Origin of the sequence: Massilia sp. DJPM01 (assembly GCF_030348125.1) — a bacterium.
In the GTDB taxonomy this organism is placed as follows: Bacteria; Pseudomonadota; Gammaproteobacteria; order Burkholderiales; family Burkholderiaceae_D; genus Telluria_A; species Telluria_A frigida.
The window spans coordinates 38,595-61,181 of sequence record NZ_JAQOZV010000049.1 but is presented as its reverse complement, the minus strand read 5'-3'; the positions used below and the strand labels follow the sequence as shown (position 1 = coordinate 61,181).

The 22,587-nt window shown below is 64.7% G+C and carries 19 protein-coding genes and 1 pseudogene; 12 read left to right on the top strand and 8 right to left on the bottom strand.

The window, feature by feature from the left end; translation table 11 throughout:
• The 3 genes from PO883_RS25695 to PO883_RS25685 are packed head-to-tail and all read right to left on the bottom strand — an operon-like array spanning position 1 to position 3,502.
• Positions 1 to 1,152 (bottom strand): CaiB/BaiF CoA-transferase family protein, encoded by a 1,152-nt coding sequence (locus PO883_RS25695; protein ID WP_289312275.1) that lies wholly within the window; start codon positions 1,150 to 1,152, stop codon positions 1 to 3.
• A gap of 11 nt (positions 1,153 to 1,163) precedes the next feature.
• On the bottom strand, positions 1,164 to 2,318 hold the full coding sequence (locus PO883_RS25690) for an acyl-CoA dehydrogenase family protein (protein WP_289312279.1): 1,155 nt from the start codon (positions 2,316 to 2,318) through the stop codon (positions 1,164 to 1,166).
• Entirely contained in the window at positions 2,318 to 3,502 is a 1,185-nt protein-coding gene (locus PO883_RS25685) for a lipid-transfer protein (protein WP_289312274.1), read from the bottom strand. The genes PO883_RS25690 and PO883_RS25685 overlap by 1 nt, the downstream gene beginning before the upstream one ends.
• A 102-nt stretch (positions 3,503 to 3,604) precedes the next feature.
• Between PO883_RS25685 and PO883_RS25680 the strand changes: the two genes are divergently transcribed.
• A complete protein-coding gene (locus PO883_RS25680; protein ID WP_289312273.1) occupies positions 3,605 to 4,240 on the top strand; it encodes a TetR/AcrR family transcriptional regulator in 636 nt (211 codons plus the stop codon).
• 64 nt (positions 4,241 to 4,304) lie between these two features.
• A pseudogene (gene ybaL / locus PO883_RS25675) lies at positions 4,305 to 6,013 on the top strand (YbaL family putative K(+) efflux transporter).
• A gap of 80 nt (positions 6,014 to 6,093) precedes the next feature.
• On the opposite strand, the gene PO883_RS25670 reads toward ybaL, so the two are convergent.
• A complete protein-coding gene (locus PO883_RS25670; RefSeq protein WP_289312272.1) occupies positions 6,094 to 8,058 on the bottom strand; it encodes an AAA family ATPase in 1,965 nt (654 codons plus the stop codon).
• Between the two features lie 453 nt (positions 8,059 to 8,511).
• Here PO883_RS25670 and PO883_RS25665 point away from each other — a divergent pair, with 453 nt between their 5' ends.
• Positions 8,512 to 8,649 carry a hypothetical protein gene (locus PO883_RS25665; RefSeq protein WP_289312271.1) on the top strand — a complete coding sequence of 46 codons (138 nt, stop codon included), beginning with the start codon at positions 8,512 to 8,514 and terminating at the stop codon, positions 8,647 to 8,649.
• A gap of 250 nt (positions 8,650 to 8,899) precedes the next feature.
• Positions 8,900 to 9,163: a PEP-CTERM sorting domain-containing protein gene (locus PO883_RS25660; RefSeq protein WP_167087032.1), complete on the top strand. Its 264-nt coding sequence runs from the start codon at positions 8,900 to 8,902 to the stop codon at positions 9,161 to 9,163.
• Between the two features lie 61 nt (positions 9,164 to 9,224).
• Here PO883_RS25660 and PO883_RS25655 read toward each other — a convergent pair whose 3' ends face one another.
• The 3 genes from PO883_RS25655 to PO883_RS25645 all read right to left on the bottom strand — a co-directional run bounded on the left by PO883_RS25655 (position 9,225) and on the right by PO883_RS25645 (position 12,171).
• On the bottom strand, positions 9,225 to 9,779 hold the full coding sequence (locus PO883_RS25655; protein WP_289312270.1) for a DUF1697 domain-containing protein: 555 nt from the start codon (positions 9,777 to 9,779) through the stop codon (positions 9,225 to 9,227).
• Positions 9,780 to 9,790: 11 nt separating this feature from the next.
• Positions 9,791 to 10,399: a glutathione transferase GstA gene (gene gstA / locus PO883_RS25650; RefSeq protein WP_289312269.1), complete on the bottom strand. Its 609-nt coding sequence runs from the start codon at positions 10,397 to 10,399 to the stop codon at positions 9,791 to 9,793.
• 176 nt (positions 10,400 to 10,575) lie between these two features.
• Positions 10,576 to 12,171 (bottom strand): sensor histidine kinase, encoded by a 1,596-nt coding sequence (locus PO883_RS25645; RefSeq protein ID WP_289312268.1) that lies wholly within the window; start codon positions 12,169 to 12,171, stop codon positions 10,576 to 10,578.
• A 170-nt stretch (positions 12,172 to 12,341) separates the two neighbouring features.
• Here PO883_RS25645 and PO883_RS25640 point away from each other — a divergent pair, with 170 nt between their 5' ends.
• Both PO883_RS25640 and PO883_RS25635 read left to right on the top strand, forming a co-directional pair.
• Complete coding sequence (locus PO883_RS25640; RefSeq protein WP_289312267.1) at positions 12,342 to 12,689, top strand: hypothetical protein; 348 nt, start codon at positions 12,342 to 12,344, stop codon at positions 12,687 to 12,689.
• Positions 12,686 to 13,528, top strand: a complete 843-nt coding sequence (locus tag PO883_RS25635; RefSeq protein WP_167087027.1) for an HDOD domain-containing protein — start codon at positions 12,686 to 12,688, stop codon at positions 13,526 to 13,528. Before PO883_RS25640 ends, PO883_RS25635 begins: the two co-directional genes overlap by 4 nt.
• Before the next feature lie 82 nt (positions 13,529 to 13,610).
• On the opposite strand, the gene PO883_RS25630 is transcribed toward PO883_RS25635, so the two are convergent.
• Positions 13,611 to 13,952, bottom strand: a complete 342-nt coding sequence (locus tag PO883_RS25630; protein WP_167087026.1) for a hypothetical protein — start codon at positions 13,950 to 13,952, stop codon at positions 13,611 to 13,613.
• Positions 13,953 to 14,559: 607 nt separating this feature from the next.
• On the opposite strand from PO883_RS25630, the gene miaB reads away from it, so the two are divergent.
• The 6 genes from miaB to PO883_RS35205 all read left to right on the top strand — a co-directional run bounded on the left by miaB (position 14,560) and on the right by PO883_RS35205 (position 22,502).
• Positions 14,560 to 15,921: a tRNA (N6-isopentenyl adenosine(37)-C2)-methylthiotransferase MiaB gene (gene miaB / locus PO883_RS25625; RefSeq protein WP_289312266.1), complete on the top strand. Its 1,362-nt coding sequence runs from the start codon at positions 14,560 to 14,562 to the stop codon at positions 15,919 to 15,921.
• Positions 15,918 to 16,967, top strand: coding sequence for a PhoH family protein (locus PO883_RS25620; protein WP_289312265.1), 1,050 nt, complete (start codon positions 15,918 to 15,920; stop codon positions 16,965 to 16,967). Before miaB ends, PO883_RS25620 begins: the two co-directional genes overlap by 4 nt.
• On the top strand, positions 16,951 to 17,415 hold the full coding sequence (gene ybeY, locus PO883_RS25615) for an rRNA maturation RNase YbeY (RefSeq protein WP_289312264.1): 465 nt from the start codon (positions 16,951 to 16,953) through the stop codon (positions 17,413 to 17,415). Before PO883_RS25620 ends, ybeY begins: the two co-directional genes overlap by 17 nt.
• Before the next feature lie 41 nt (positions 17,416 to 17,456).
• A complete protein-coding gene (locus PO883_RS25610) occupies positions 17,457 to 19,712 on the top strand; it encodes a hypothetical protein (RefSeq protein ID WP_289312263.1) in 2,256 nt (751 codons plus the stop codon).
• 140 nt (positions 19,713 to 19,852) lie between these two features.
• Entirely contained in the window at positions 19,853 to 22,186 is a 2,334-nt protein-coding gene (locus tag PO883_RS25605) for a hypothetical protein (RefSeq protein WP_289312262.1), read from the top strand.
• Positions 22,187 to 22,196: 10 nt separating this feature from the next.
• Positions 22,197 to 22,502 carry a hypothetical protein gene (locus PO883_RS35205; RefSeq protein WP_373890104.1) on the top strand — a complete coding sequence of 102 codons (306 nt, stop codon included), beginning with the start codon at positions 22,197 to 22,199 and terminating at the stop codon, positions 22,500 to 22,502.
• Positions 22,503 to 22,587: the final 85 nt, after the last annotated feature.

Sequence of the window (22,587 nt, the reverse complement as noted above, 5' to 3'; positions counted from 1 at the left end):
TTAAATGACTCCCTGGGCCGCCAGGCTGGCAATCGCGGCGTCATCCCAGCCCCAGTCCAGCAGCACCGCCGCGCTGTGCTGGCCAGGGTACGCCGGGGCGCCGGCCAGCTCCGGCACGGTGCGCGAAAAGCGCGGCGCCGGTGCCGGCTGCGTCACGCCGTCGACCTGCACGAAGCTGGCGCGGGCGGCGTTGTGCGGATGCAGGGGCGCTTCGTCCAGGTCGAGCACGGGCGCGAAGCACGCGTCGGTCCCTTCCATCAGCGCGCACCACTCGTCACGCGTGCGCCGCGCAAACAGCGCCGCCAGTTTGTCGCTCAGCAAGGGCCAGCTGGCCGGGTCCATCTGGGCGTCGAAGGCCGGATCGTCGGCCCCGGCGAGCTTGAGCAGCAGGGCGTAGAACTGCGGCTCGATCGCGCCCACCGACACGAATTTGCCGTCGGCGCAGGCGTAGGTGTCGTAGAAATGGGCGCCGCCGTCGAGCAGGTTGGCCTCGCGCCGGTCGTTCCAGCCGCCCTGCGCGCGCAAACCGTACATCATGGCGCCGAGCAGCGCGGCGCCGTCGGTCATGGCGGCGTCGATCACCTGGCCCTTGCCCGAGCCGCGCGCTTCCAGCACGGCGCAAACCACGCCGAAGGCGAGCATCATCCCTCCTCCGCCGAAGTCGCCCACCAGGTTCAGGGGAGGCGCCGGCGGCGCATCGGCGCGGCCCATCGCGTGCAGCATGCCGCTCAGGGCGATGTAGTTGATGTCGTGCCCCGCCGCCTGCGCCAGCGGGCCGGTCTGGCCCCAGCCGGTGACGCGCCCGTACACCAGCGCGGCGTTGCGCGCCAGGCAGGCGTCCGGCCCCAGTCCGAGACGCTCCATCACGCCAGGGCGGAAGCCTTCGAGCACCACGTCGGCTTTGGAGATCAGGTCCAGCGTGATCGCTTGCGCGGCCGGCTGCTTGAGGTCCAGCGCCAGCGAACGCCGTCCGCGCGCCAGCACGTCGTACTTGGTGCCCAGCATGGGGAACGGGGTGGCCGCGCCGGGCGCGCTCTTGCGCTCGATGCGGATCACTTGCGCGCCCATGTCGGCCAACATCATGGCGGCGAACGGACAGGGTCCGAGGCCGGCCATTTCGATCACTTTGATTCCTGCCAGCGGTCCTGCCATAAGGTGTGCTCCTAAAGTGAACGGGCGATGATTTCCTTCATGATCTCATTGGCGCCGCCATAGATGCGCTGCACCCTCGCGTCCACATACATCTGGGCGATCGGGTATTCGAGCATGTAGCCATAGCCGCCAAAGAGCTGCACGCACTGGTCGATCACCTTGCATTGCAGGTCCGAGATCCAGTATTTGGCCATCGAGGCGGTTACCGTGTCCATGTTGCCTTTTATGGTCTCATCGATGCAGCGGTCGATGAAGATGCGCGCAATCGTGGCCTCGGTCTTGATTTCGGCCAGCACGAAGCGCGTGTTCTGCATCTCGATCAGCGCCTGGCCGAAAGCACGCCGCTCGCGCGTGTGGTCGATTGTCAGGCGCAGCGCGCGTTCGATGGCGGCCACGCCAGCGACGCCGAGAATGGTGCGTTCGTACGGCAGCTCGGTCATCAGCTGGGCAAAGCCTTGGCCCTCGACGCCGCCCAGCACATTATCCAGCGCCACATGGGCGTTATCAAAAAACAGCTCGCAGGTGTCCTGGCCCTTCTGACCGACCTTCTCCAGGATACGGCCGACGCGAAAGCCCGGATTGTCCTTCGTTTCCATCAGCAGCAGCGAAACGCCCTTGGCGCCCGCGTCGGCATTGGTCTTGACCACCACCACGACCAGATCGGCCAGGTAGCCGTTCGAGATGAAGGTCTTGGAGCCGTTCACCTTGTAGCCGTCTGCCGTTTTGACGGCGCTGGTGCGGATGCCCTTCAGGTCGGAGCCGGCGCCCGGTTCGGACATGGCGATCGCCGCCACCATCTCGCCGCTGGCCAGCTTGGGCAGGTACTTGCGTTTTTGCGCTTCGCTGCCCTGGTTCAGCAGGTAGTGGGCGACGATGGCGTGCACGTGGATGCCGAAGGCCATGTCACCCACATAGCCCAGTTCCTCGAACACGATGGCCTGGTGCGCGAAGCTGCCGCCCGAACCGCCGTACTGCTCGGGGATGTCGGCGCACAGGATGCCCATGGCGCCGCCCTTGTGCCACAGCTCGCGGTCGACGTGCTGCTGCTCACGCCAGCGCTGCTGGTGTGGCGCGACTTCGCTGGCCACGAAGCGGCGTACGGCGTCGCGAAAGCCTTCCAGTTCGGGCGTCATCCAGGGCGAGGTGCCGCAAATGTTCATCTCCATCATGCGGCCCGGTACATGGTGACCACGCAGGCGCCGCCCAGGCCCAGGTTGTGCTGCAGGGCGATGCGGGCGCCGTCGACCTGGCGCGCGCCGGCGCTGCCGCGCAGCTGGTGGGTCAGCTCGTGGCACTGGGCCAGGCCGGTCGCGCCCAGCGGGTGCCCTTTCGAGAGCAGCCCCCCGGACGGATTGGTGACGACCTTGCCGCCGTAGGTGTTGTCGCCGTCTTCGATGAATCTGGCGGCGCCGCCCTCGGGGCACAGGCCCAGCGCTTCGTAGGTGATCAGTTCATTGTGGGCGAAGCAGTCGTGCAGTTCGACGACATCGAGTTCGCCCGGGCCGATGCCGGCCTGCGCGTACACCTTGTCGGCGGCGGCGCGGCTCATGTCGTAGCCCACCAGGCGCATCATGTCGCCCGACTCGAAGGTGCTGGGCCGGTCGGTGGTCATGGCTTGCGCGGCGATGTAGACGTTGGCCTTCAGGCCGCGCTTTTTCGCAAAATCTTCCGATACCAGCACCGCCGCCGCCGCGCCGCAGGTGGGCGGGCAGGCCATCAGGCGCGTCATCACGCCCGGCCAGATCATCGGCGCATCGAGCACATCCTGGGTGGTGACTTCCTTGCGGAACAGCGCCAGCGGATTGTTCACGGCGTGGCGGCTGGCCTTGGCGCGGATTTTGGCAAAGGCGTCGAACGGGGTGCCGTATTTTTCCATGTGGGCCAGGCCGGCGCCGCCGAAGTAGCGCAGCGCCAGCGGAATGTCGGGCATGCCGACCAGTTCATCGGTGACGGCATCGAACGGCTCGAACGGGCTGGGACGGTCGGCGAACACGGAACCGAGCGCGCCCGGGCTCATTTGCTCGAAGCCGAGCACCAGCACGCAGTCGGCGGCGCCGCTGGCGATGGCCTGGCGCGCCAGGAACAGGGCGGTCGATCCGGTCGAGCAGTTGTTATTCACGTTGACGATCGGGATGCCGCTCATGCCGACCTGGTACAGCGCCTTCTGGCCGCTGGTCGAGTCGCCGTACACGTAGCCGGCGTAGGCTTGCTCGATGTCGTCGTAGGCCACGCCGGCGTCGTCGAGCGCCTGGCGCGCCGCCAGCGCGCCCATCTGGTCGTACGGCGCGCTGGCGCCCGGCTTGGCGAAGGGGATCATGCCCACGCCAGTGACAAATACGTTGCGGCTCATGCGCGTCTCCTGAGATGTTTTATGAACTAGGTCGCTCGACCTAGTACGCCGATTATAGGTCAGCCGACCTGCTTTGCATAGCGCCATGCGATAATCCGCTCCATGTCCAGTACCGTCGCCAGCGCCCTCAAACACAAAGCCTCCGTCACCACCGAAAAAGGGTTGGGACGGGCCCACGATATCCTGCGCGCGGCGCGCACCCTGCTGGCGGCCGATGGCTATGCCGGGCTGTCGATGCGCAGGGTGGCACAGGAGGTGGGCATCAGCCTGTCGAACGTGCAGCACTACTACCAGAGCAAGGATGCGCTGCTCGAAGCGCTGCTGCTCTATACGATGGACCTGTTCCAGTCGAAGATGGATTCGATTTCGGCGGCCATGACGAGCGCCTCGCGCCTGGACCAGTTTTTCTCGACCTGCGACATGTTCCTCGACGAGATCACCGACCCGGTGACGCATGCGATCTTCTTCGAGATCTGGGCCCTGGCGTCGCGCAATGCCTTCGCATCGAGCCTGATGGATACCATGATGGCACGCGAGCGCAAGGCCATCTTCAAGCTCATTCGCGGCCTCAATCCCGCCATCGGCGACGACGAATACCGCCAGCGCGCGATCCTGATGGTGGCGCAGATCGAGGGCCTGATGCTGTTCCGGCTCGATAAAACGGGACGGCGCGCCGAATTCCTGGCGGTGCGCGCCTCGGTGCGCAAGGTGCTGCTGGCGCTGGCCACGGTGCCATAGGGCGTCCTTACAGCGGCATGTAAACTATACTGGGGGCTCCGCCCATCACGAGGAGAGCGTCCGTATGCACCACAACATCAGCCTGATCACCACCATCGCCGCCGCACTTGGCTTCGGCCTCATATTCGGCATGATCGCGGTGCGCTTCAAGCTGCCGGCGCTAGCGGCTACCTGGCCGCCGGGATCGTGATCGGACCGGCCACGCCGGGCTTCGTTGCCGACGTGGCGCTGGCCGGGCAACTGGCCGAAATCGGCGTGATGCTGCTGATGTTCGGGGTCGGCCTGCACTTCTCGCTGGACGACTTGATGGAAGTGCGCGCCATCGCGCTGCCCGGGGCCGTGCTGCAGATCGGCGCGGCCACCGGCATGGGGATCGGCATGGCGCACCTGTGGGGCTGGAGCCTGGGCGCGGGGCTGGTGTTCGGGCTGGCGCTGTCGGTGGCCAGCACGGTGGTGCTGCTGCGCGCGCTGGAAGACCTGGGCATCCTCGATTCGATCAACGGCCGCATCGCGGTCGGCTGGCTGGTGGTCGAGGACCTGGTGACGGTGCTGATGCTGGTGATGCTGCCGGCGCTGGCCGGTGCGCTGGGCGGAACAGGCCCGGATGGCGCCGCCGCTGCGGACGCGAACATCTGGAAAACCTTGGGGCTAACCCTGGGCCAGGTTGCCGCCTTCATTGTGTTCATGCTGGTGGTCGGGCGCAGGCTGTTCCCGTGGTTCTTGTGGCGCGTGGCGCGCACCGGCTCGCGCGAACTGTTTACGCTGGCCGTCGTCGCCACGGCGGTAGGCATCGCCTACGGTTCCTCGGAACTGTTTGGGGTGTCGTTCGCGCTGGGCGCGTTCTTTGCCGGGATGGTGCTGCGCGAGTCACCCCTGAGCCACCGCGCCGCCGAGGAATCGCTGCCGCTACGCGATGCATTTTCGGTGCTGTTCTTCGTCTCGGTGGGCATGCTGGCCGATCCGATGGTGCTGGTCGAGAGCCCGCTAAGGGTGCTGGCGGTGGTCGGCGTGATCATGTTCGGCAAGTCGCTGGTGGCGTTCGCGCTGGTGATCGCGCTGCGCTATCCGCTCAATACCGCGCTGACGGTGTCGGCCAGCCTGGCGCAGATCGGCGAGTTCTCGTTCATCCTGGCGGCGCTGGGCATGGCGCTCGGCTTGCTGCCGAAAGAGGGCCAGAGCCTGATCCTGGCTGGAGCGATTATTTCGATCGCGCTCAATCCGCTGCTGTTCAAGACGATCGAGCCGCTGCAGCGCTGGTTGCGCGGCAAGTCGGACGCGGCGCGCAAGCTGGAACGTTCGACCGATCCGCTGGCCGAGCTGCCGATGTCGGTGCCGCAGGAGCGCCTGAGCGGACAGGTGGTGCTGGTCGGGTACGGGCGGGTCGGACGCATGATCGCCGATGCGCTCATGGCGCAGGGCGTGCATATCGTGGTGGCGGAGCAGAACCGCGAGCTGGTCGACCAGCTGCGCAAGCGCGATATCGCGGCGGTGGCGGGCAATGCGGCGGAACCGGCGGTGCTGATCCAGGCGCATATCGCGCGCGCGGCATTGCTGGTGATTGCCACGCCCGACACCTTCCATGTGCGCGCCATGATCGAAACGGCGCGCGCACTCAATCCGGCGATCCGCACGCTGGTGCGCACGCATAACGAGGAAGAGGCGGAGTTGCTGCGCAAGGAGACCGGCAGCCAGGTGTTCGTCGGGGAGCGCGAGCTGGCGCGCAGCATGGCGGAGCGGGTCGGCGTGGAACTGGCGGGGGTGAAGCCGCATTAACAACTAGTTCGTCGTTCCCGCGCCAAGGCGGCACTCGGCGGGAACGACGGAACTTCTTTTAGCGGTGCCAAGGGACGTTATTAGACCGCGGCAGCCTCGGTACACAGCTTCAGATTACCCAAACGCTGGCTGGCAACGTGGAAGGCCAGCAGATCGCGGCGCTCTTCCAGCAGCGCGAACACGGCATCCTTCGACAGCACGTACTGATCGAGCAAGGTATCCTTGAGCGACTCGATCACTGCCTTGTAATCGCGGATCGCGCCCAGGGTGTAGCTGTATAACTCGTCCGACTTCTCTTCCACCTGGCGGATGGTGTGCTCGCCGCTGCCTTCGTGCTTCAACTGCGTGTAGTCGATCTTCGAACGCGAATACATCGACAGGCGGTTGACCATCAGGTTGAGCATCTTGGTGGCTTTTTCGATATCGTTCTGGCTGCCCACGGAAATCCCGCGCGCCCCATAAAACAGTTCCTCGGCTGCCACGCCGCCGTACAGCTGGATCACGTCCTGCTCCAGTTCTTCCAGCGTGCGCAGCGAGACATCGTCGCCCGACTGCAGCACATACCCCAGCGCGCCAAGCTTGGACACCGATTCGGTACTGATCTTGAGCAGGTGCGACTTTTCCTTGACCTCGGCCAAGGTCATGCCCTGGCGCAGATAGGGGTCGATCTGCATGAAGAAGTGTCCCAGTTCATGCAGCGCAACGCGCTCGCGCTGCTTGTGCTTTTCGGCCGTGGTGGCGCGGTCGGTCAGGCCCAGGGTGGCGCGCTCGAAGGCGCGGAACATCAGGTCGGTGTTGATGATCGCCTTTTCCTGGATCGAGATCATGCTGGCGCGTTCGACCACGGTTTCCAGCAGCGCGGGACTGAGGTTGGCGGTCATTTCGGCGACCTGGCCCAGATCGAGGTCGTTCCAGTCGACCAGGCCATCCTTCTTGCGGCCCAAAAAGCTCTTGAGCAGCGCACCGCGCTCGCCCTTGTTCGGCAGGCGGAAGTTGATCTTTACCGAGAAGCGGCGCAGCATCGCTTCGTCCATCTCGACCGAGGCATCGTCGAAATTCGAGGCCACTACCCAGATCACGCCGGCGCCCTTGTCGCTCTTGACGCCGTCGAGCAGGCCCAAAAGCGTGTTGGCGGTATCGTCTTCCCACTTCTTCTCGCCACGGCCGCGCGGCATGAACAGGGTTTGCGCTTCGTCCAGGAAGATGATGCAGCTGCCGCGCGCGCACGCCTTGCGGTACAGCGCATTGAGGGCCTTGGAACCGCCACCCACGTAGCCCGATTCGAGCGCCGAGCCGGATGCCTGGATCAGCGGCACATTGAGTTTCTTGGCCAGGTAGCCAACCAGCTTGGTCTTGCCGGTACCGGCGGGGCCGGTCAGCATCACGTTGAACGGCTTGTCGATGTTGTGCGACTTGTATTCGCTGCGGTTGCGGATCATGTCTTCCAAATGCAGCACTTCCTGCTTGATGTCGTCCATGCCGATCAGGTCATCCATGCTGCCTTTGAGCTTGTCCGGCATGATGACGGCGGCGCTCATGCCCATGCCCGGAATACCGAACTTGATCGCGTACAGAATCAAAAGAATCAGGAAGATATCGAGCGCATGGCGCTTGAGGAAGGCGATCGCTTCGGCGCTGGCGGCGCTCTGGCCTTCGTCGAGCAGGACCGCCTTGTGCGATGCCAGGTAGTCTTCCTTGGCGATCGAATAGGGAATCGCGTTCTTGAGCAGCACTTCGCGCTCCAGGCTCAGGTGCGAGGTGCTCGGCACCTTGATCACGTGCAGCTGGGGCGCGTCCTTGAACTTGAAGATGTAGCGCGGCGATTCCGACAGCGGCTTGGCCACCATCAGGTATTCCAGCTTGTCCTTTTGCGCAGCGAGCGCGGTGATGCGCGAAATGTCTTGCGAATGGACCAGCGGGCTGGTGTCCTGCTCCACGTCGGCGCTGTAGATGGCCAAGCCGACAAGCAGCACGAACAGGAGGCCGGCGCCGATGCGCACGTAGACATTCTTGAAGGCGAGCTGAAGCTTGGCAAGATTGGGCATGTGGTTACTCTATGAATGGTGGCTGCGGACGGAATTACTATGCAAACATCGTTTTCTGCCGCGCAATGGTAGGCAGCGGCAGTGACAGCGACGTTCGATATCTGGACCATGAGAATTTCCGCAAACCATGTGGCCAATCGATGTCGCCTGACGGTACAGCTGCATGCGGGGCGTCGTGGCACCAGCATGTCCAATTGCCATCAATAAAATGCCTATGAGCAATAGGATAGAGGAACTATACCGCCAAAAAAAAGCCAGGTATACCTGGATGTACTGAAAAAATTTTGCGGCGCAACACCTCTGATCAACTCGACAATGCGTCTTGCGGCGGGCCTGATCAAGCGCAAGGCGTGCCAGGGCAAGATGCGTATGTTCGTAACATTTCGTATCAGCCCTTGATGGTAAATCCGGATCATTAGATGATCCTTAAAACCCCACGATTGGATCAGTGTCATGCGTCGACTCCTTGCTTACTTTGCCGGCCTGTTCGGCGCCCGCCCACTTGCCGAGGACGACCACCTGACCGGCGCGGTCGACCTGTCCGATGCCGCTTACTGCCTGGGATTGCTGTCGCACGACAGCGAGCTGTAACTCCACGTCAACCCCCGTATCTTCTTAACAGTCTTCTTGTACTTTGCCGCAGTGCAGCATTGACCGAGAAATGTTAATTCCTCTAGACAATAAAACATCAAAAAAACGACGTTTATAGCGGAATGGCTTGGAAATCGGTGGTGAGCGTGGTTAAATACGGAGCTGGATGATTCGCATTTACTGCTCATCTGGTTGCAATGCAGCATGAGTAATCCTGCACTTGCGAAAACCAAAAAGAAGAGGAAACACCGTGAAAAAATATGCAGTCGCAGCAGCTTTCATGCTCGCCCTGGTCGCTGCCGCACCGGCCAGCGCTATCGAAGTCGTGGACAATGCACAGGCGTCAGCCGCCCAGATGGATTCCCATCCGCAGATGAGCGCCATGGAAATGGCCACCATGCCCGCCCCGCACATGTCGGAATTGCCCGAGCCTGAAGTGTTCGCCATGATGTTGCTCGGCCTGGTGCTGATCGGTTACCGCGCACGCCGCGAAAGTGGCGAAAAATTCCGTTAATCACAGAATCGCATCAAAAAATCCCGCATCGTGCGGGATTTTTTTTGCCTGCACGCCCAGCTCACTCCTTAACGGAGCCGGCGCACAAGGCCTGCAGCTTGCACACGGTATTCCAGTTGCGCGAAGTCAAGCCATCGCCCAGCAGCTTGCCTATGGCCACGGCGATTTTGCTGTCGAGCACGCCAGTAGGGCACCACAGGTAAGCGGCTTGCCCGGCCACGGCCAATTGTTCCGGCGCCCAGTGCGCCGCCGCCAGCGGCGCCAGCAAGGCCGGCGCGCCCGGGTCGCTGAACACGAACAGCAGCAGGCGCGCATGGTCGGTCGCCACCGGCAGCAGGGGATTGGCGGCGACGATGCGGTCGAGCTCGTCGCTGACGAGCACCATCACCCTGGCCGCCACGCCCAGTTTGAGCACCAGCGCATCCTGGATCAGGGCCGCCAGCGCCGCCGGGGCCTGGCGCGGGGCGCTGAACACCACATTGCCACTGTTGAGCAAAGTGCGCACCTCGGTGCCGCCCAGTTCGCCGACGAGCTGGCGCAGGTCGGCCATGGCGATGCGCTTGGCGCGGCCGACGTTGATGCCGCGCAGCAGGGCAATATAGCGTTGCCGGGTCATGGCCGGGCGGCTTACTTGAGCAAGCCTTCGTCGCGCAGCGCCTGCTGCACCAGGGGCCGCTCGCCCACGCGCTTCTGGAATGCTTGCAGCAGCGGAAAGGCCGACAGGTCGAACTTGACCAGGTTCGCCCAGTTCGCCACCGTAAACAGATAGGCATCGGCCACCGTGAACTGGGCGCCGGTCAGGTAGTCGCGCCCGTCGAGCATGCGTTCGACGTAGCCGAAACGCAGGGTCAGGTTGGCGCGCGCGTAGCTGGTCAATTCTTCACCCGCGTTGGGGCGGAACAGGGGGCTGAAGCTCTTGTGCAGCTCGGTCGAAATAAAGTTCAGCCACTCGACCAGCACATAGCGTTCCGGGGTGCCGGCGGCCGGGGCCAGCTTTTTCTCGGGAGCCAGGTCGGCCAGGTACTGGACGATGGCCGGGCCTTCCGTCAGCAGCATGCCCTGCTCGGTTTCGAGGGCCGGCACATAGCCCTTGGGATTGATGACGCTGAAGTCGGCCCCGCTGGCAGTGACCTTCTTTCGCAAATCGACGCTTTCGGTCGTGAATGCCAGCCCTGCTTCGAGCAGGACGATGTGGGGAGAGAGGGAGCAGGCACCGGGACTGAAGTACAGTTTCATGATGATCCTTTGAGAGGCGAATGGGCGCAGCCGGCATGCATGGCGCGTCGGAACGGCCGGCGCCCGGCGAGGGCGCCGCCAAAGAATGGCAAGCGTACAATAAAACGCGCGCTCGCGCTTGGGCACGCGCAAGGGTGGCGCTCAGGGCGATACGGCGGCCCCGCCGCGCGCGGCGCTCATGCGCGCACGCCCAGCGCCCCGGCTGGCGCGGCCTGGGCCTCGGCTTGACCATCGACCGGCGTCACGCGCGGAATGCGCAGGGTGAAATGGGTGCCCTGCCCCAGGGTGCTGCTCACGGCGATGGTGCCGCTGAACTGCTTGACGATCAGGTTGTACACGATATTGAGGCCCAGCCCGGTGCCGCCCTGGCCGCGCCGGGTGGTGAAAAACGGATCGAAGATGCGGTCGAGCACTTCCGGCGCGATGCCCCTGCCATCATCCTTGACGTGCAACTCCACAACGTCGCCGTCGAGACGGGCGCTGATCATGATTTCGCCGGCGGTATCGACCTCGAAGGCATGCTCGACGCAGTTGAGGGTCAGGTTGGTGATGACCTGGGCAAAGGCGCCCGGATAACTGTCGAGCACGATCGCTTCGGGGCAGTTCAGCACCAGCGTGATCGGGGTTTTCTTGAGCTTGGGCTGCAGGCTGGAGACGATTTCTTCGATGTATTCGCGCAGCCCGAAGGGGCGCCGCGCCTCGCTGGTCTGGTCGACCGCGATCTGCTTGAAGCTGTGGATCAGGTGCGCCGCGCGGTAGGCATTGTTCATGATCAGGCGCGCACTTTCGCTGGCGGTCTCGACGTAGCGCAGGATGTCGGACTTTTTCAGGCCGGCGCCTTTGACGGCCAGTTCCAGCTCATCGGTGGCGGCCTTGAGCACCGAAGCGCTGGTCAGGGCGATGCCGACCGGGGTGTTGATTTCATGGGCGACCCCGGCCACCAGGCTGCCGAGCGAGGCCAGCCGTTCAGCCTGGAGCAGGGATTCCTGGGTCTGGCGCAAGTCTTGCAGCGCCTGGGCGGTCTGCTGGGCCGAGCGGCGCGCCGCATCCTCGGCTTCGCGGATGCGGCCGATGGTCGATTTCAAGCGGCGCTGGATCTGGTTGAAGCCGCGGATCACGTCGCCCAGCTCGTCGCGCCGGTTCTCGGGCAATTCCTCGACCTCGTCGCTGCCGCGCGTGGCCAGGTCGAACAGGCCGTCGCGCAATTGCTTGAGCGGCTCGAACACCACCCGCAGCGACAGCGCCAGCGCCGCCACCAGGATCAGGTCGAGCAGCAGCACCTCGATCACCTTGCGCATCAGTTCGGAGGCGAGGGCCTGGTCGATCTGGGCGCGGCTGAAATTGATCACCACCCGGCCCACCGAGACCGGCTTGATCGAGGCGCTGGCCGAGCCGCCTTCGAGGAACACCAGCGGCGCGTCGACCGCCTGGCCGCCCGGTTCCGGCGCGCGCTCGACCGTGACCAGCCTGCCGTCGGGCGCGCGCAGCTTGCCGGCGAACAGGCCGACCGAGCTGTCGTAGACGCGGATCGCCACCACCTCGGGCGGCAGCATTTCGGCCTCGACGATGCTGTCGACCTTGGATTTGTCCAGGTCCCACAGGGCTGACGGCAGGCTGATCTGCAAACGCGTGATCACGCCCTTGCGCAGGCGCTGGTTGCTTTCTTCCAGCGCCTTGCCCAGCGAATACTGGGTATAACTGCCCGAAATGCTCAGCACCAGGGTGACGATCACCACGAACAGCAGTTTCAGCCGGCTTTGAATACTGAACATCCAATTCCTCCCGATCGCCAGCGCATGCGCGCGATGTAGTTCCGAATGTACGGTAAGCACTACTTCTTGGCAAGAAATTGAGTTGCGCACCTGTGCAAAGTAAAGGTTTTTGCGTGGCGCACAGCCCGGATCAGCAATGGTAAGATCGTAGCATGAGAGGGAGGATGCCTATGAGCGCAGCTTACCAGCACCTGGCCCTGGCCGACGTGGAGCCGGGAATGGTCTTGTCCGACGAACTGCTCGACCGGCAGGGGCAAGTCCTGCTGCCCAAGGGCGCCATCCTGACCGACCGTACCATCGCCTTGCTGCCCAGCCATGGCATCGATGCCGTGCCCGTGCTGCGCAGCGGCGGCGCGGCCCCGGCCCAGCCCCGTTCCGCGCCCGACCTGGCCGCCAGCGGAAAGCGCCTGGCCATCTTGTTTCGCAAGCACCAGCCGGACGACACCCACGACTGGGCCACCAGCGCCCTGCGCCGCTACGTGGAAGATTACCGCGCCGCGCGCGAGGTCGCCTTATGAGCGCCATCGTGCTCGACGACGTGCTGCGGCGCCTGGCCGACCTGCCCTCGCTGCCGGCCGTGGTCATGGAACTGCTCACCAGCATCGACCAGGAAGACATCGACATCGCGGTGCTGGCCAAAAAAGTCTCGCACGACCAGGCCCTCACGGCCAAGACCCTGCGCCTGGCCAATTCCTCGCTGTACGGCTTGCAGGTGCGGGTGACCACCATCCAGCAAGCGATCACCTATCTCGGCTTCCAGACCACGCGCAATCTGATCACGGCCTCGGCCCTGACCGGCTGCTTCGCCGAGGGCCGCTGCCCCGCCTTCGACCACAAGGCCTTCTGGCGCCACTCGATCGCCACCGCCGCCTGCGCCAAGGTGCTGGCGCGGCGCGTGCGCTTCAACCAGGATTACGCCTTCACCGCCGGGCTGCTGCACGATATCGGGCGCCTGGTGCTGGTGAGCAGCTATCCGGATTTATATCAGCAGGTGATGGAATACCGCGCCGCCAACGACACCTACGTGCAGGATGCGGAGCTGGCCATATTGGGAGTGGACCATGTGCTGGCCGGCGTGGCGCTGGCCGAGCACTGGAATTTTTCGGATACGATGAAGATGGCGATCGCCTTCCATCATGATCCGGGCGCCCCGGATGCGGGGCTGCTGGCCACCATCGTGCATGTGGCCAACGCCATCGTGCATGCGCTCGACCTGGGGCGCGAAGAAAACGATCTGGTGCCAGCCGTGTCGCCGGTCGCATGGACCGCCTTGGGACTGAACGAAGAATGCTACCTGCAAGTGTTCCGCGAAACCGAACTGCAGTACGAGGAAATCACGATGATCCTGATGGGCTGACCGACCCGCCTCTGCGTGCAGAGGCGCCAATCAGGCACCCCGTTCCGCTGGCATGACAGCGGACACCGCCATGCCGGAGAACTTAGTGCGCATAGTTACCGGACGTCGCTGCGTCTGGCGGCGTGCCTTTTTCCTCGGCCGCTTTGGGACGGCCCTGGGCGTCCGACAGGCGATACTTGGTGCGGCGGTCGCCCATCAGGTCGCGCAGGTCGCGAATGCTCATGCCGGTCACTTCGTGCATGCGGATCAGGAGCGAGGCGCCAACCGGCAGGCGGTGGTGGCGGATCTTGCTGATGACCGGTGGCGCGACTTCGAGCATGCGCGACAGCGCTGCATCGTTTTTCAGCTGCATCTTGCCAAGCAGAATGTCGAGCAGGTGGTTGGGGTTATAACTTTCCTGTGATGCCAGAGCATGGTGTGCCATGATTTACCTCGTGGTGAGTGGTTGAAATAATGCCGTTACGAACTATGTTAAAGACCATACGTGTCTTAATAAAGTTCCCGGAAAAATCGCCCTTGAGCGTGATTAAACAGAACAAATCTGATAACTGGCTTAAAAGCACGTTCCCGGATCGTATGCGCTCTGCGCTACTCACTTCCAACGCACTTGAATTGCAAACTAATTATGAGACTCATAAGCCTTTAGTACAACTTACTCGCGCATGGGTGACATTGTTTGAAATCAAGGTATCCGCCGGAAAGCTTGTCACATAGTCATTTCAACACAGGGAGATAAATTGTGGCGCACGCAAGAACATTTCGTGTGCTCAGTCCCTTGTTAGAATACTGTCGGAACTCATTGATTTACATGAAGAAATAGGTAGTGTGCAATTGAGCAATTGTGAAAGATTATTGTGCGAAACTTTTCCCAGCGATATGCAAGAGTGACGGGTGGCTAGCTCAACCCTTGATTGCGTGCAATGAAGCGGGCCGGACAGGGTCCGCTGTCGTGGACATGGCCGCCCCCGCTGATTTACGATAAACTGGCAACCCCGCCTGAAACCAGGCAGCAGCGCCACGTTGATCATTCCATGCAGAAAAAAGTCTTCATCAAAACCTTCGGTTGCCAAATGAACGAGTACGACTCGGACAAGATGGCGGACGTGCTCGGCGCTTCCGACGGCCTGATCCGCACCGACACGCCGGAAGACGCCGATGTGATTTTGCTCAATACCTGCTCGGTCCGTGAAAAAGCGCAAGAAAAAGTCTTTTCCGACCTCGGCCGCCTGCGCGAACTGAAACTGGCCCGGCCCGACCTGCTGATCGGCGTCGGCGGCTGTGTTGCCTCGCAGGAAGGCGCCGCCATCGTCAAGCGCGCGCCGTATGTCGACATGGTATTCGGCCCGCAAACGCTGCACCGCCTGCCGCAGATGATGCGCGAACGGCGCAGCAGCGGCGCCGCCCAGGTCGACATCAGCTTCCCCGAAATCGAAAAATTCGACCACCTGCCGCCGGCCAAGGTCGACGGCGCCTCGGCCTTCGTGTCGATCATGGAAGGCTGCAGCAAATACTGCAGCTACTGCGTGGTGCCCTACACGCGCGGCGAGGAAGTCTCGCGCCGCTTCGAGGACGTGCTCACCGAAGTGGCCGGCCTGGCGGCCCAGGGCGTGAAAGAAATCACCCTGCTCGGCCAGAACGTGAACGCCTTCCGCGGCGTCATGGAAGGCGGCGAGATCGCCGACTTCGCCCTGCTGCTCGAATACGTGGCCGATATTCCCGGCATCGAACGGATCCGCTTCGTCACCAGCCACCCGAAGGAATTCACCCAGCGCCTGATCGACGCCTACGCCAAGATCCCGCAGCTGGTCGACCACCTGTACCTGCCGGCCCAGCATGGCGCCGACAATGTGCTCGCCGCCATGAAGCGCGGCTACACCGGCCTCGAATACAAGTCGATCATCCGCCGCATCCGCGCGGTGCGCCCGAACATGTCGATTTCGTCCGACTTCATCGTCGGCTTCCCCGGCGAGACCCAGGCCGACTTCGACGCCATGATGAAACTGATTCTTGATGTCGGTTTCGACACCAGCTACAGCTTCATCTTCAGCAAGCGCCCCGGCACCCCGGCCGCCAACCTGGCCGACGACACCCCGCACCAGGTCAAGCTGGCGCGCCTGCAGCAGCTGCAGGCGGCGATCGACGCCAACACGCGCAAGTACAGCGCCGCCATGGTCGGCACGGTGCAGCGTATCCTGGTCGAAGGCCCGTCCGTCAAGAACGCCGCCGAGCTGCAGGGCCGCACCGAAAACAACCGGGTCGTCAATTTCGAACCCGGCATCAATGCGAGCGCGCTGATCGGCCAGATGGCCGACGTGCGCATCACCGAGAGTTTTAACTACACCCTGCGCGGCGAACTCGTTGCGCGCGGTGACACTTTAGCCTGCGCCAGTTGAAAACCAAGACACCTATCCAGCCCCACTACTTCATCCCCGAACCGCTCGACAACACGCGCCTGGCCCACCTGTGCGGGCCGCTCGACGAGAACCTGCGCCAGATCTCGTCGGCGCTCGACGTGACCATTTTCCGGCGCGGCGAAAAATTCATCGTCAGCGGCCATAACGCCGGGCACGCGGTGCAGATCCTGGAACGCTTCTACGAGGTCGCCAACAAGGTCGTCCCGATCGAGGAAGTGCAACTGGCGCTGGTCGAACAGCGCTCCGGCCTGCACAGCCAGCACAGCCCGGACAGCACCCCGACCGAAGCGCTGCCCGACATCGAAATCAACAGCCCGGTGCTGAAAACCCGCCGCCACGACCTGCGCGGGCGCACCCCGCACCAGATCGCATACCTGCGCTCGATCCTCGAGCACGACATCAGCTTCGGTGTCGGCCCGGCCGGCACCGGCAAGACTTACCTGGCGGTGGCCTGCGCGGTCGATGCGCTCGAACGCGACGCCGTCAAGCGCATCATCCTGACCCGCCCCGCGGTGGAAGCGGGCGAGCGCCTCGGCTTCCTGCCGGGCGACCTGACGCAAAAAATCGATCCCTACCTGCGCCCCCTGTACGACGCGCTGTACGACCTGCTCGGTTTCGACCGTACCCAGAAGATGTTCGAGAAACAGGTGATCGAGATCGCCCCGCTGGCCTACATGCGCGGGCGCACGCTCAATCACGCCTTCGTGATCCTCGACGAAGCGCAGAACACCACGGTCGAACAGATGAAGATGTTCCTGACCCGGATCGGCTTCGGCAGCAAGGCCGTGGTCACCGGCGACGTTACCCAGGTCGACCTGCACAAGACGCAAAAGAGCGGCTTGAGCGACGCCGTGCATGTGCTGAAAGACGTGCGCGGGATCGCCTTTACCCAGTTCTCCAGCGCCGACGTGGTGCGTCACCCGCTGGTGGCGCGCATCGTCGATGCTTACGAGTCCGCCGCCTCGGTCGATGACCTGGTCGCCTTGCCACAACCTGCCGCAGCTAAAAATGTCCGCAAAAAATAAGCTCTCCCTCTCGGTCCAGTATCCCGACGCCCGCCTGCAGGCATCGATCACGCGCCCCAAGGTGCGGCGCTGGGTGCAGGCGGCACTGTTCGCGCCGGCCGAACTGACCATCCGCTTCGTCGACGCCGAGGAAGGCCGCATCCTCAATCGCGATTACCGCGCCAAGGATTACGCCACCAACGTGCTGACCTTCGCCTACAACGAAGGCGAAGACGTCGCCGAGATTGATCCGACCCGCGCCGACATCATCCTGTGCACCGACGTGCTTGAAAAAGAAGCGCTCGAACAAAAGAAAACCGTGGAAGAGCACAGCGCGCACCTGATCGTGCACGGCGTGCTGCACGCGCAGGGCTACGACCACGACGACGATGACGAAGCGGCCGAGATGGAGCAGCTCGAACGCGACATCCTGGCGGCGCTCGGCTACCCCGACCCTTACGCCACCTGATTGTCCGCGTGGGCACGCCGTGTCCACGCATCGGCACCGCCATGACTTCCTTCCTGTTCCTGCAACGCTTCGACAACGGCAAGCCGGCGCCGATTCCTTACGACGATGTCATGGCGCTGCTGCGGCGCCATGGCAAGGCGCGCCGCTGGCCGGTCGATACCGAAGTGAGCTTCGGCCCTGGAAAAATCGCCGCCAGCTGCACCGTCATCGGGGACGCCGCCTCGGGCGCCGCCTGCATCGCCTTCGAGCGCCCGCGCTACGATGCCGCCCTGCGCGCGCTGGCCTGGGAATGCATCGAGCGCTTCGGCTGCAGCGTGTTCGACGACACCCTCCTTAGCGTCGGCGCGCCGCCGGGCGGCCTCGATGCGCTGCCCCAGCCGCTGCGCGCCGCCTGCGCCGCCGGAGCGCGCCAGCTCGCCAGCATCGCCCAACTGTGGTCGCACGACGCCGCGCCGGGTAATGACGCTGCAATGCCGGCGCTGCACTACCGCAATGCCAACGGGGCCGGGCGCAGCGTGCAGCTGTTCGACCGGATCGACAGCGACGCGCACCAGGTCGAGATTGTCCTGGGCATGCGCCCGCAAGCCTGCAACGGCGCCACCCTGCGCGTGCTGCGCAACCTCGAACTGCGGGTCGACGCGGCCCTCAGGGCCAATCCCGGATACCAGTGCGAATACCGGCATGCCTACCTGGAGGTGGCGCGGCTGCTCAAAAGCTCGCCCGCGCTGGGCGTCCTGAAACACAGCGACAGCATCGACCATGCATCCTGGAGCGAGACGCCGCCATCGGCCGGCTTCGTCATGGACCGCGCGCTGTCGGCCAGCGCCGCCGGCGAGGCGGCGCGCCTGGCCACCCAGGTGCGGGAACGCTACGGCATCGTCCTCGACCTGAGCGCGGCCAGCATCGATGCGCTCGCGCCGCTGCTCGACAAGGTGCACGCCATGGTCCGCCGCGAGCGCGCCATGCATGCAGCCGGCACGCCCCACGTCAGCCAGCTGGCCGCCAGCTGGGCGGCCAGGGCCGGCGATTACCTCGGCGCCGTCATTGCGCGCTGCATCGGCGCCCAGTGGGGTTATTGCCTGCACGGCGCGCCGCGCGAGCCGGCGCTGCGCACGCATCGCGGCGGCATATGCTTTCCGCACCTGCTGGTGCTCGACCACATCGTCAACGGCGCCGCCGACAACGTGGCGCAGCGCATGCGCCAGCTCGCGCTGATCCACGCCTCGAGCACCGCGCGCGCCGACGACGTGGCCGCCAACGTGCCCGCCCTGTGCCAGATGCTGCTGGCGCGCCTGCCGCACGCGCGGCTCGATTTCAGCCTGGCCTCGCTGCGCCATGTGGACGGATACCTGGCGCAGGCCGGCGCCATCGCGGCCCAGGACGAAGCGCGCATGGTCATGGCCTGCGGCGCCTATCTGGGCGAAGTGGTGCGCACCAATGGCGCCGCGCCGGACGCCTGGCAATGGACCAATTACGACGACGCCGCCGCGCTCCACCCCCGCTTCGCGCAGCAGCAGCCGCGCGAAGCGGGCATGCGCGGCTTGCTCGACAGCGCCGCCGGCATGGCGTTTCCGATGGCGCAGGCGGCGCTGGCACTGGCGGGCCAGGGCAAGCTGCGCGCCTACGCACGGCAGCTGATCCACGGCACCAATGCCCCTGTACTCGGCCCGGACGAGATCAACGACTGGCCGTGCGACCCGGTCATGGCCGGCGCGCTCGACGACGTGCGCACGGCCCTGATCCGCTGGCGCGGCGTCGCCAACAAGGGCGACTTCGAGGTCTTGCGCGGCGCCGATCCGGGCTGGCTGGCCGACGACCCGCTCGGCGTCATCCTCGAAGGCCAGCTGGACCTGCTGGCCAAGGGAAGCGTTGTGTGGGGCGCGCTGGTGCAAGCGAACAGCATGCTGTTCGAGCCGGGCGTGCACGACTGTCCTGGCGATCTGCTCTACAGCCGCGATCCGCATTTCGATGGCCGCCCCCAAGCCCTCAAACGCATCGCCCGCGCGGTGTCTTCGCACAAAAGCGAGACGGCGGCGGGCGCCTTCAGGATCATCGGCCAAAACCTGGCTGCGGAAACCGTGCGCTCTTTCAATCTGCCCGTGCCCGACCTGCTGACCGACCAGGAAGTGCTGATGTCGTCCTTCATGGCGTTCCGCAAACACCTGCCCGAGAGGATCCTCAGCGGCGCCTGGTTTCCGGCGCTGGTCCATCCCGGCGTGCGCGCCGTGATGATCGTGCCGAGCTGGTTCTGGCCGCCGCATCTGCTCGACATGTGGAACAGGGGTCAGCTCTATTAATCCGCCGCGTGTCACTTTAATGCCACAATGCTAACACTTTGATGGACCCGGCACAGGGCTCTGAAGTACCATACGGAAAAATCTAAATCGCATGTACGGCGGCGCTGTTGCGCCGCGCAGCATCCTTTTCCTGGACCTTTGTGACCACTTTTCTTTACCTGCAGCGATTCGCCAACGGCGAACCGGCAGCCATGCCTTTCGATGTCCTGATCTCCATCCTCGCGCGCCACGGCAAACCCGGACGCGGTTTGCACGACACTGAAATCACCTTTGAAGCCGGGCGCACCGCCGCAGGCGCCACCGTCATCGGCGCGCGCACCGGCGGCGCGCTGTGCGTCGGCTTCGAGCGTCCGCATTTCGACGCGCCCCTGCGCGCGCTGGTCTGGGAATGCATGCGCCAGCTGGGCTGCGTCGCCTTCGACGACGCCCTGGACATGATCTACACGCCGCTGCATGGCGCACACGGCCTGCCGCCCGCCATGCGCGACGCCTGCGTCAACGGCGTGCGGCGCATCGACAGCGCCCAGCAGCTCTGGCCCGACCAGCTGGAAACGGCCATGCCGGACCCGCAGCGCCCTGCCCTGCGCTACCCCAGCGTCAACGCCAACGGCCCGTACCTGCAACTGTTCGATCACGGCGAGGCGGCCGCCAAGGAATTGACGATCGAACTGGCGATGCGGCCCGAGGCATGCAACAGCGCCACCCTGCGCGTGCTGCGCAACCTGACCGCGCGCGCCGACGCCGCGGTCGGCGCCAATCCCGGCTACCACCCGTTCTACCGCTTCGCGCACGACGCCAGTTCGCTGCTGTTCATGGAAGCGGCGCCACTGGGCACGCTTGCCCACCGCGCCACCATGGTCAGCCCCGGCCCCGGCCTGAGCACGCACCTGCCCGGCTTTGCCAGCGACCGCGGCGTGTATGCCAGCGCCCACGCCGAACAGGCCAAACTGGTCGCGTATGCGCGCGACAAATACCGGATCGCCCTCGACGGCAGCGGCGTCAGCATCACCGCGCTGGCCGGCCTGCTCGACAAGCTGCACGCCTTCTACATGCACGAACGCGGCAAGCAGCCGGCCAACGCCGCCTTCAGCAGCGCAATCGCCACCAGTTGGGCGCTCCGCGCCGGCAGCTACCTCGGTTCCGTGATCGCCAGCCAGATCGGCGGCCAGTGGGGCTACGTCACGCGCGGCCAGCGGCGCCTGATGGTGGTGCGCACGCACCGCGGGCGCGTGTGCCATCCGCACCTGCAGGTGCTCGACCACATCATCAACGGCGCCCACGACAGCGTGGCGCGCTGGTATGCGCAACTGGCCGTGAGCGACGCCAGCGTCTGCGCGCGCGCCGACGACCTGGCCTGCCGCATCCCGCGCCTGTGCGCCATGCTGCTCGGACAGGGCGAGGTCGCGGACGGCGCCGGCCTGCCGCTCGAAGCACAGCTGCCGCGCGATAAACTCGACTACAGCTTCGCCTCGCTGCGCCCGCTCGAAGCCTGGCTCGGCCTGGTGCGCCAGCGCCATGCGGCCGGCGAGCTTGCGGCGCCGCTGCTGGCGCGCCTGATCGACGCGGCTGGCGCCTATCTCGGTGAAGTCATCCGCAGCAATACGCCGGACGCAAGCCAGTGGCAATGGATGAACTACGACGACATGGTGCGCGCCCATCCCGCCTTTGCGCGCCAGCGTCCGCGCGCACGCGATTTCCTGGTGTTTCTCGACAGCGTCGAATACACCACCTACCCGCTGGCCAGCATCAGCGCCGTGCTGACCGACGCGCGCGCCGAATCGCTGCAAGACTACGCGCGCAAGCTGCTGCCGCACAGCGCCGGCGACGGTGCCAACCCGCTGGCGCCAGCCGATATCGAACAATGGCCGGCCGATCCCAAGATGGACCTGACTCTCGACAAGGTCCGCAACGCCATCATGAAGTGGCGCCGCGCGGCCACCGCGGCCGACTACGACACCCTGTACGCCGGTAATCCGGGCTGGCTGGGCAACGACAGCCTGGCCGAGATCTACCGCCGCCAGCACATGCTGCTGGAACGCGGCATGGTGGTGTGGGCTTCGCTGGTACGGGCCAACAACGCCCTGTTCGCCGAGGGACCGCACGACATGCCGGCGCTGCTGGCCTACAGCCTTGACCGCCATTTCGAAGCGCGCCCGCAAGCCTTGCAGCGCGTCGCGCAGGCGCTGTTTGGGTACAAGGGCAAGGACGTACCGGCGCCGCTGCAGCACATCGCCACCTGCCTGTCCAATGAACTGCAACGCCCGCAAGACCTGGCGGTGCCGGACATGCTCACGCGCCGCCGCGTGATGATCTCGGCCTTCCTGGCGGTGCGCAAGCACATGCCGGCCGACGTGATGCAGGGTGCCTGGTTCCCGGTGCTGACCCACCCCGACACCTTGTGCCTGATGATCGCGCCGCGCCAGTTCTGGCCGCAGGAACTGGTCACTGCGTGGAAGTCGGGCGCGATGGTATGAATGACGGTGAGTGAGGCAAGGTAGTATTTGCCGCACTCGCGGGGGGCAGGATGCGCATCCGCAGCAGCGCTACGATGCGATCGAGGCGTGGACGCGCCAGCGCTTCCCGATCGCCGGCGAAACACCGACTGGCTGCGCGGTGCACTGGAACGCGGGCGAGAAGTCGTGGGACTGTCCTTGCCATGGCTCGCGCTTCGCGCCCGATGGGGAGGTGCTGCACGGACCGGCCAAGCGCGCGCTGACGGTGGCCACGCTGGAAGCCGAAACGGGCGCCGGGACGCCTCCGGCAGCGGGGCAAGAGCGCAGGACCGATTAGCTATTAACGTCGCGGGGGCGACGGTAAACGCTGAGCGACGGTAGAGGGCAAAGGAGTCCGTCTCCGCTTAAAAAACAGGCAATTG

Coding starts and splice junctions, on each gene's coding strand:
- PO883_RS25695 (WP_289312275.1), bottom strand. CDS start 1,152: ATGGCAGGACCGCTGGCAGGAATCAAAGTGATCGAAATGGCCGGCCTC.
- PO883_RS25690 (WP_289312279.1), bottom strand. CDS start 2,318: ATGGAGATGAACATTTGCGGCACCTCGCCCTGGATGACGCCCGAACTG.
- PO883_RS25685 (WP_289312274.1), bottom strand. CDS start 3,502: ATGAGCCGCAACGTATTTGTCACTGGCGTGGGCATGATCCCCTTCGCC.
- PO883_RS25680 (WP_289312273.1), top strand. CDS start 3,605: ATGTCCAGTACCGTCGCCAGCGCCCTCAAACACAAAGCCTCCGTCACC.
- PO883_RS25670 (WP_289312272.1), bottom strand. CDS start 8,058: ATGCCCAATCTTGCCAAGCTTCAGCTCGCCTTCAAGAATGTCTACGTG.
- PO883_RS25665 (WP_289312271.1), top strand. CDS start 8,512: ATGCGTCGACTCCTTGCTTACTTTGCCGGCCTGTTCGGCGCCCGCCCA.
- PO883_RS25655 (WP_289312270.1), bottom strand. CDS start 9,779: ATGACCCGGCAACGCTATATTGCCCTGCTGCGCGGCATCAACGTCGGC.
- gstA (WP_289312269.1), bottom strand. CDS start 10,399: ATGAAACTGTACTTCAGTCCCGGTGCCTGCTCCCTCTCTCCCCACATC.
- PO883_RS25645 (WP_289312268.1), bottom strand. CDS start 12,171: ATGTTCAGTATTCAAAGCCGGCTGAAACTGCTGTTCGTGGTGATCGTC.
- PO883_RS25640 (WP_289312267.1), top strand. CDS start 12,342: ATGAGCGCAGCTTACCAGCACCTGGCCCTGGCCGACGTGGAGCCGGGA.
- PO883_RS25635 (WP_167087027.1), top strand. CDS start 12,686: ATGAGCGCCATCGTGCTCGACGACGTGCTGCGGCGCCTGGCCGACCTG.
- PO883_RS25630 (WP_167087026.1), bottom strand. CDS start 13,952: ATGGCACACCATGCTCTGGCATCACAGGAAAGTTATAACCCCAACCAC.
- miaB (WP_289312266.1), top strand. CDS start 14,560: ATGCAGAAAAAAGTCTTCATCAAAACCTTCGGTTGCCAAATGAACGAG.
- ybeY (WP_289312264.1), top strand. CDS start 16,951: ATGTCCGCAAAAAATAAGCTCTCCCTCTCGGTCCAGTATCCCGACGCC.
- PO883_RS25610 (WP_289312263.1), top strand. CDS start 17,457: ATGACTTCCTTCCTGTTCCTGCAACGCTTCGACAACGGCAAGCCGGCG.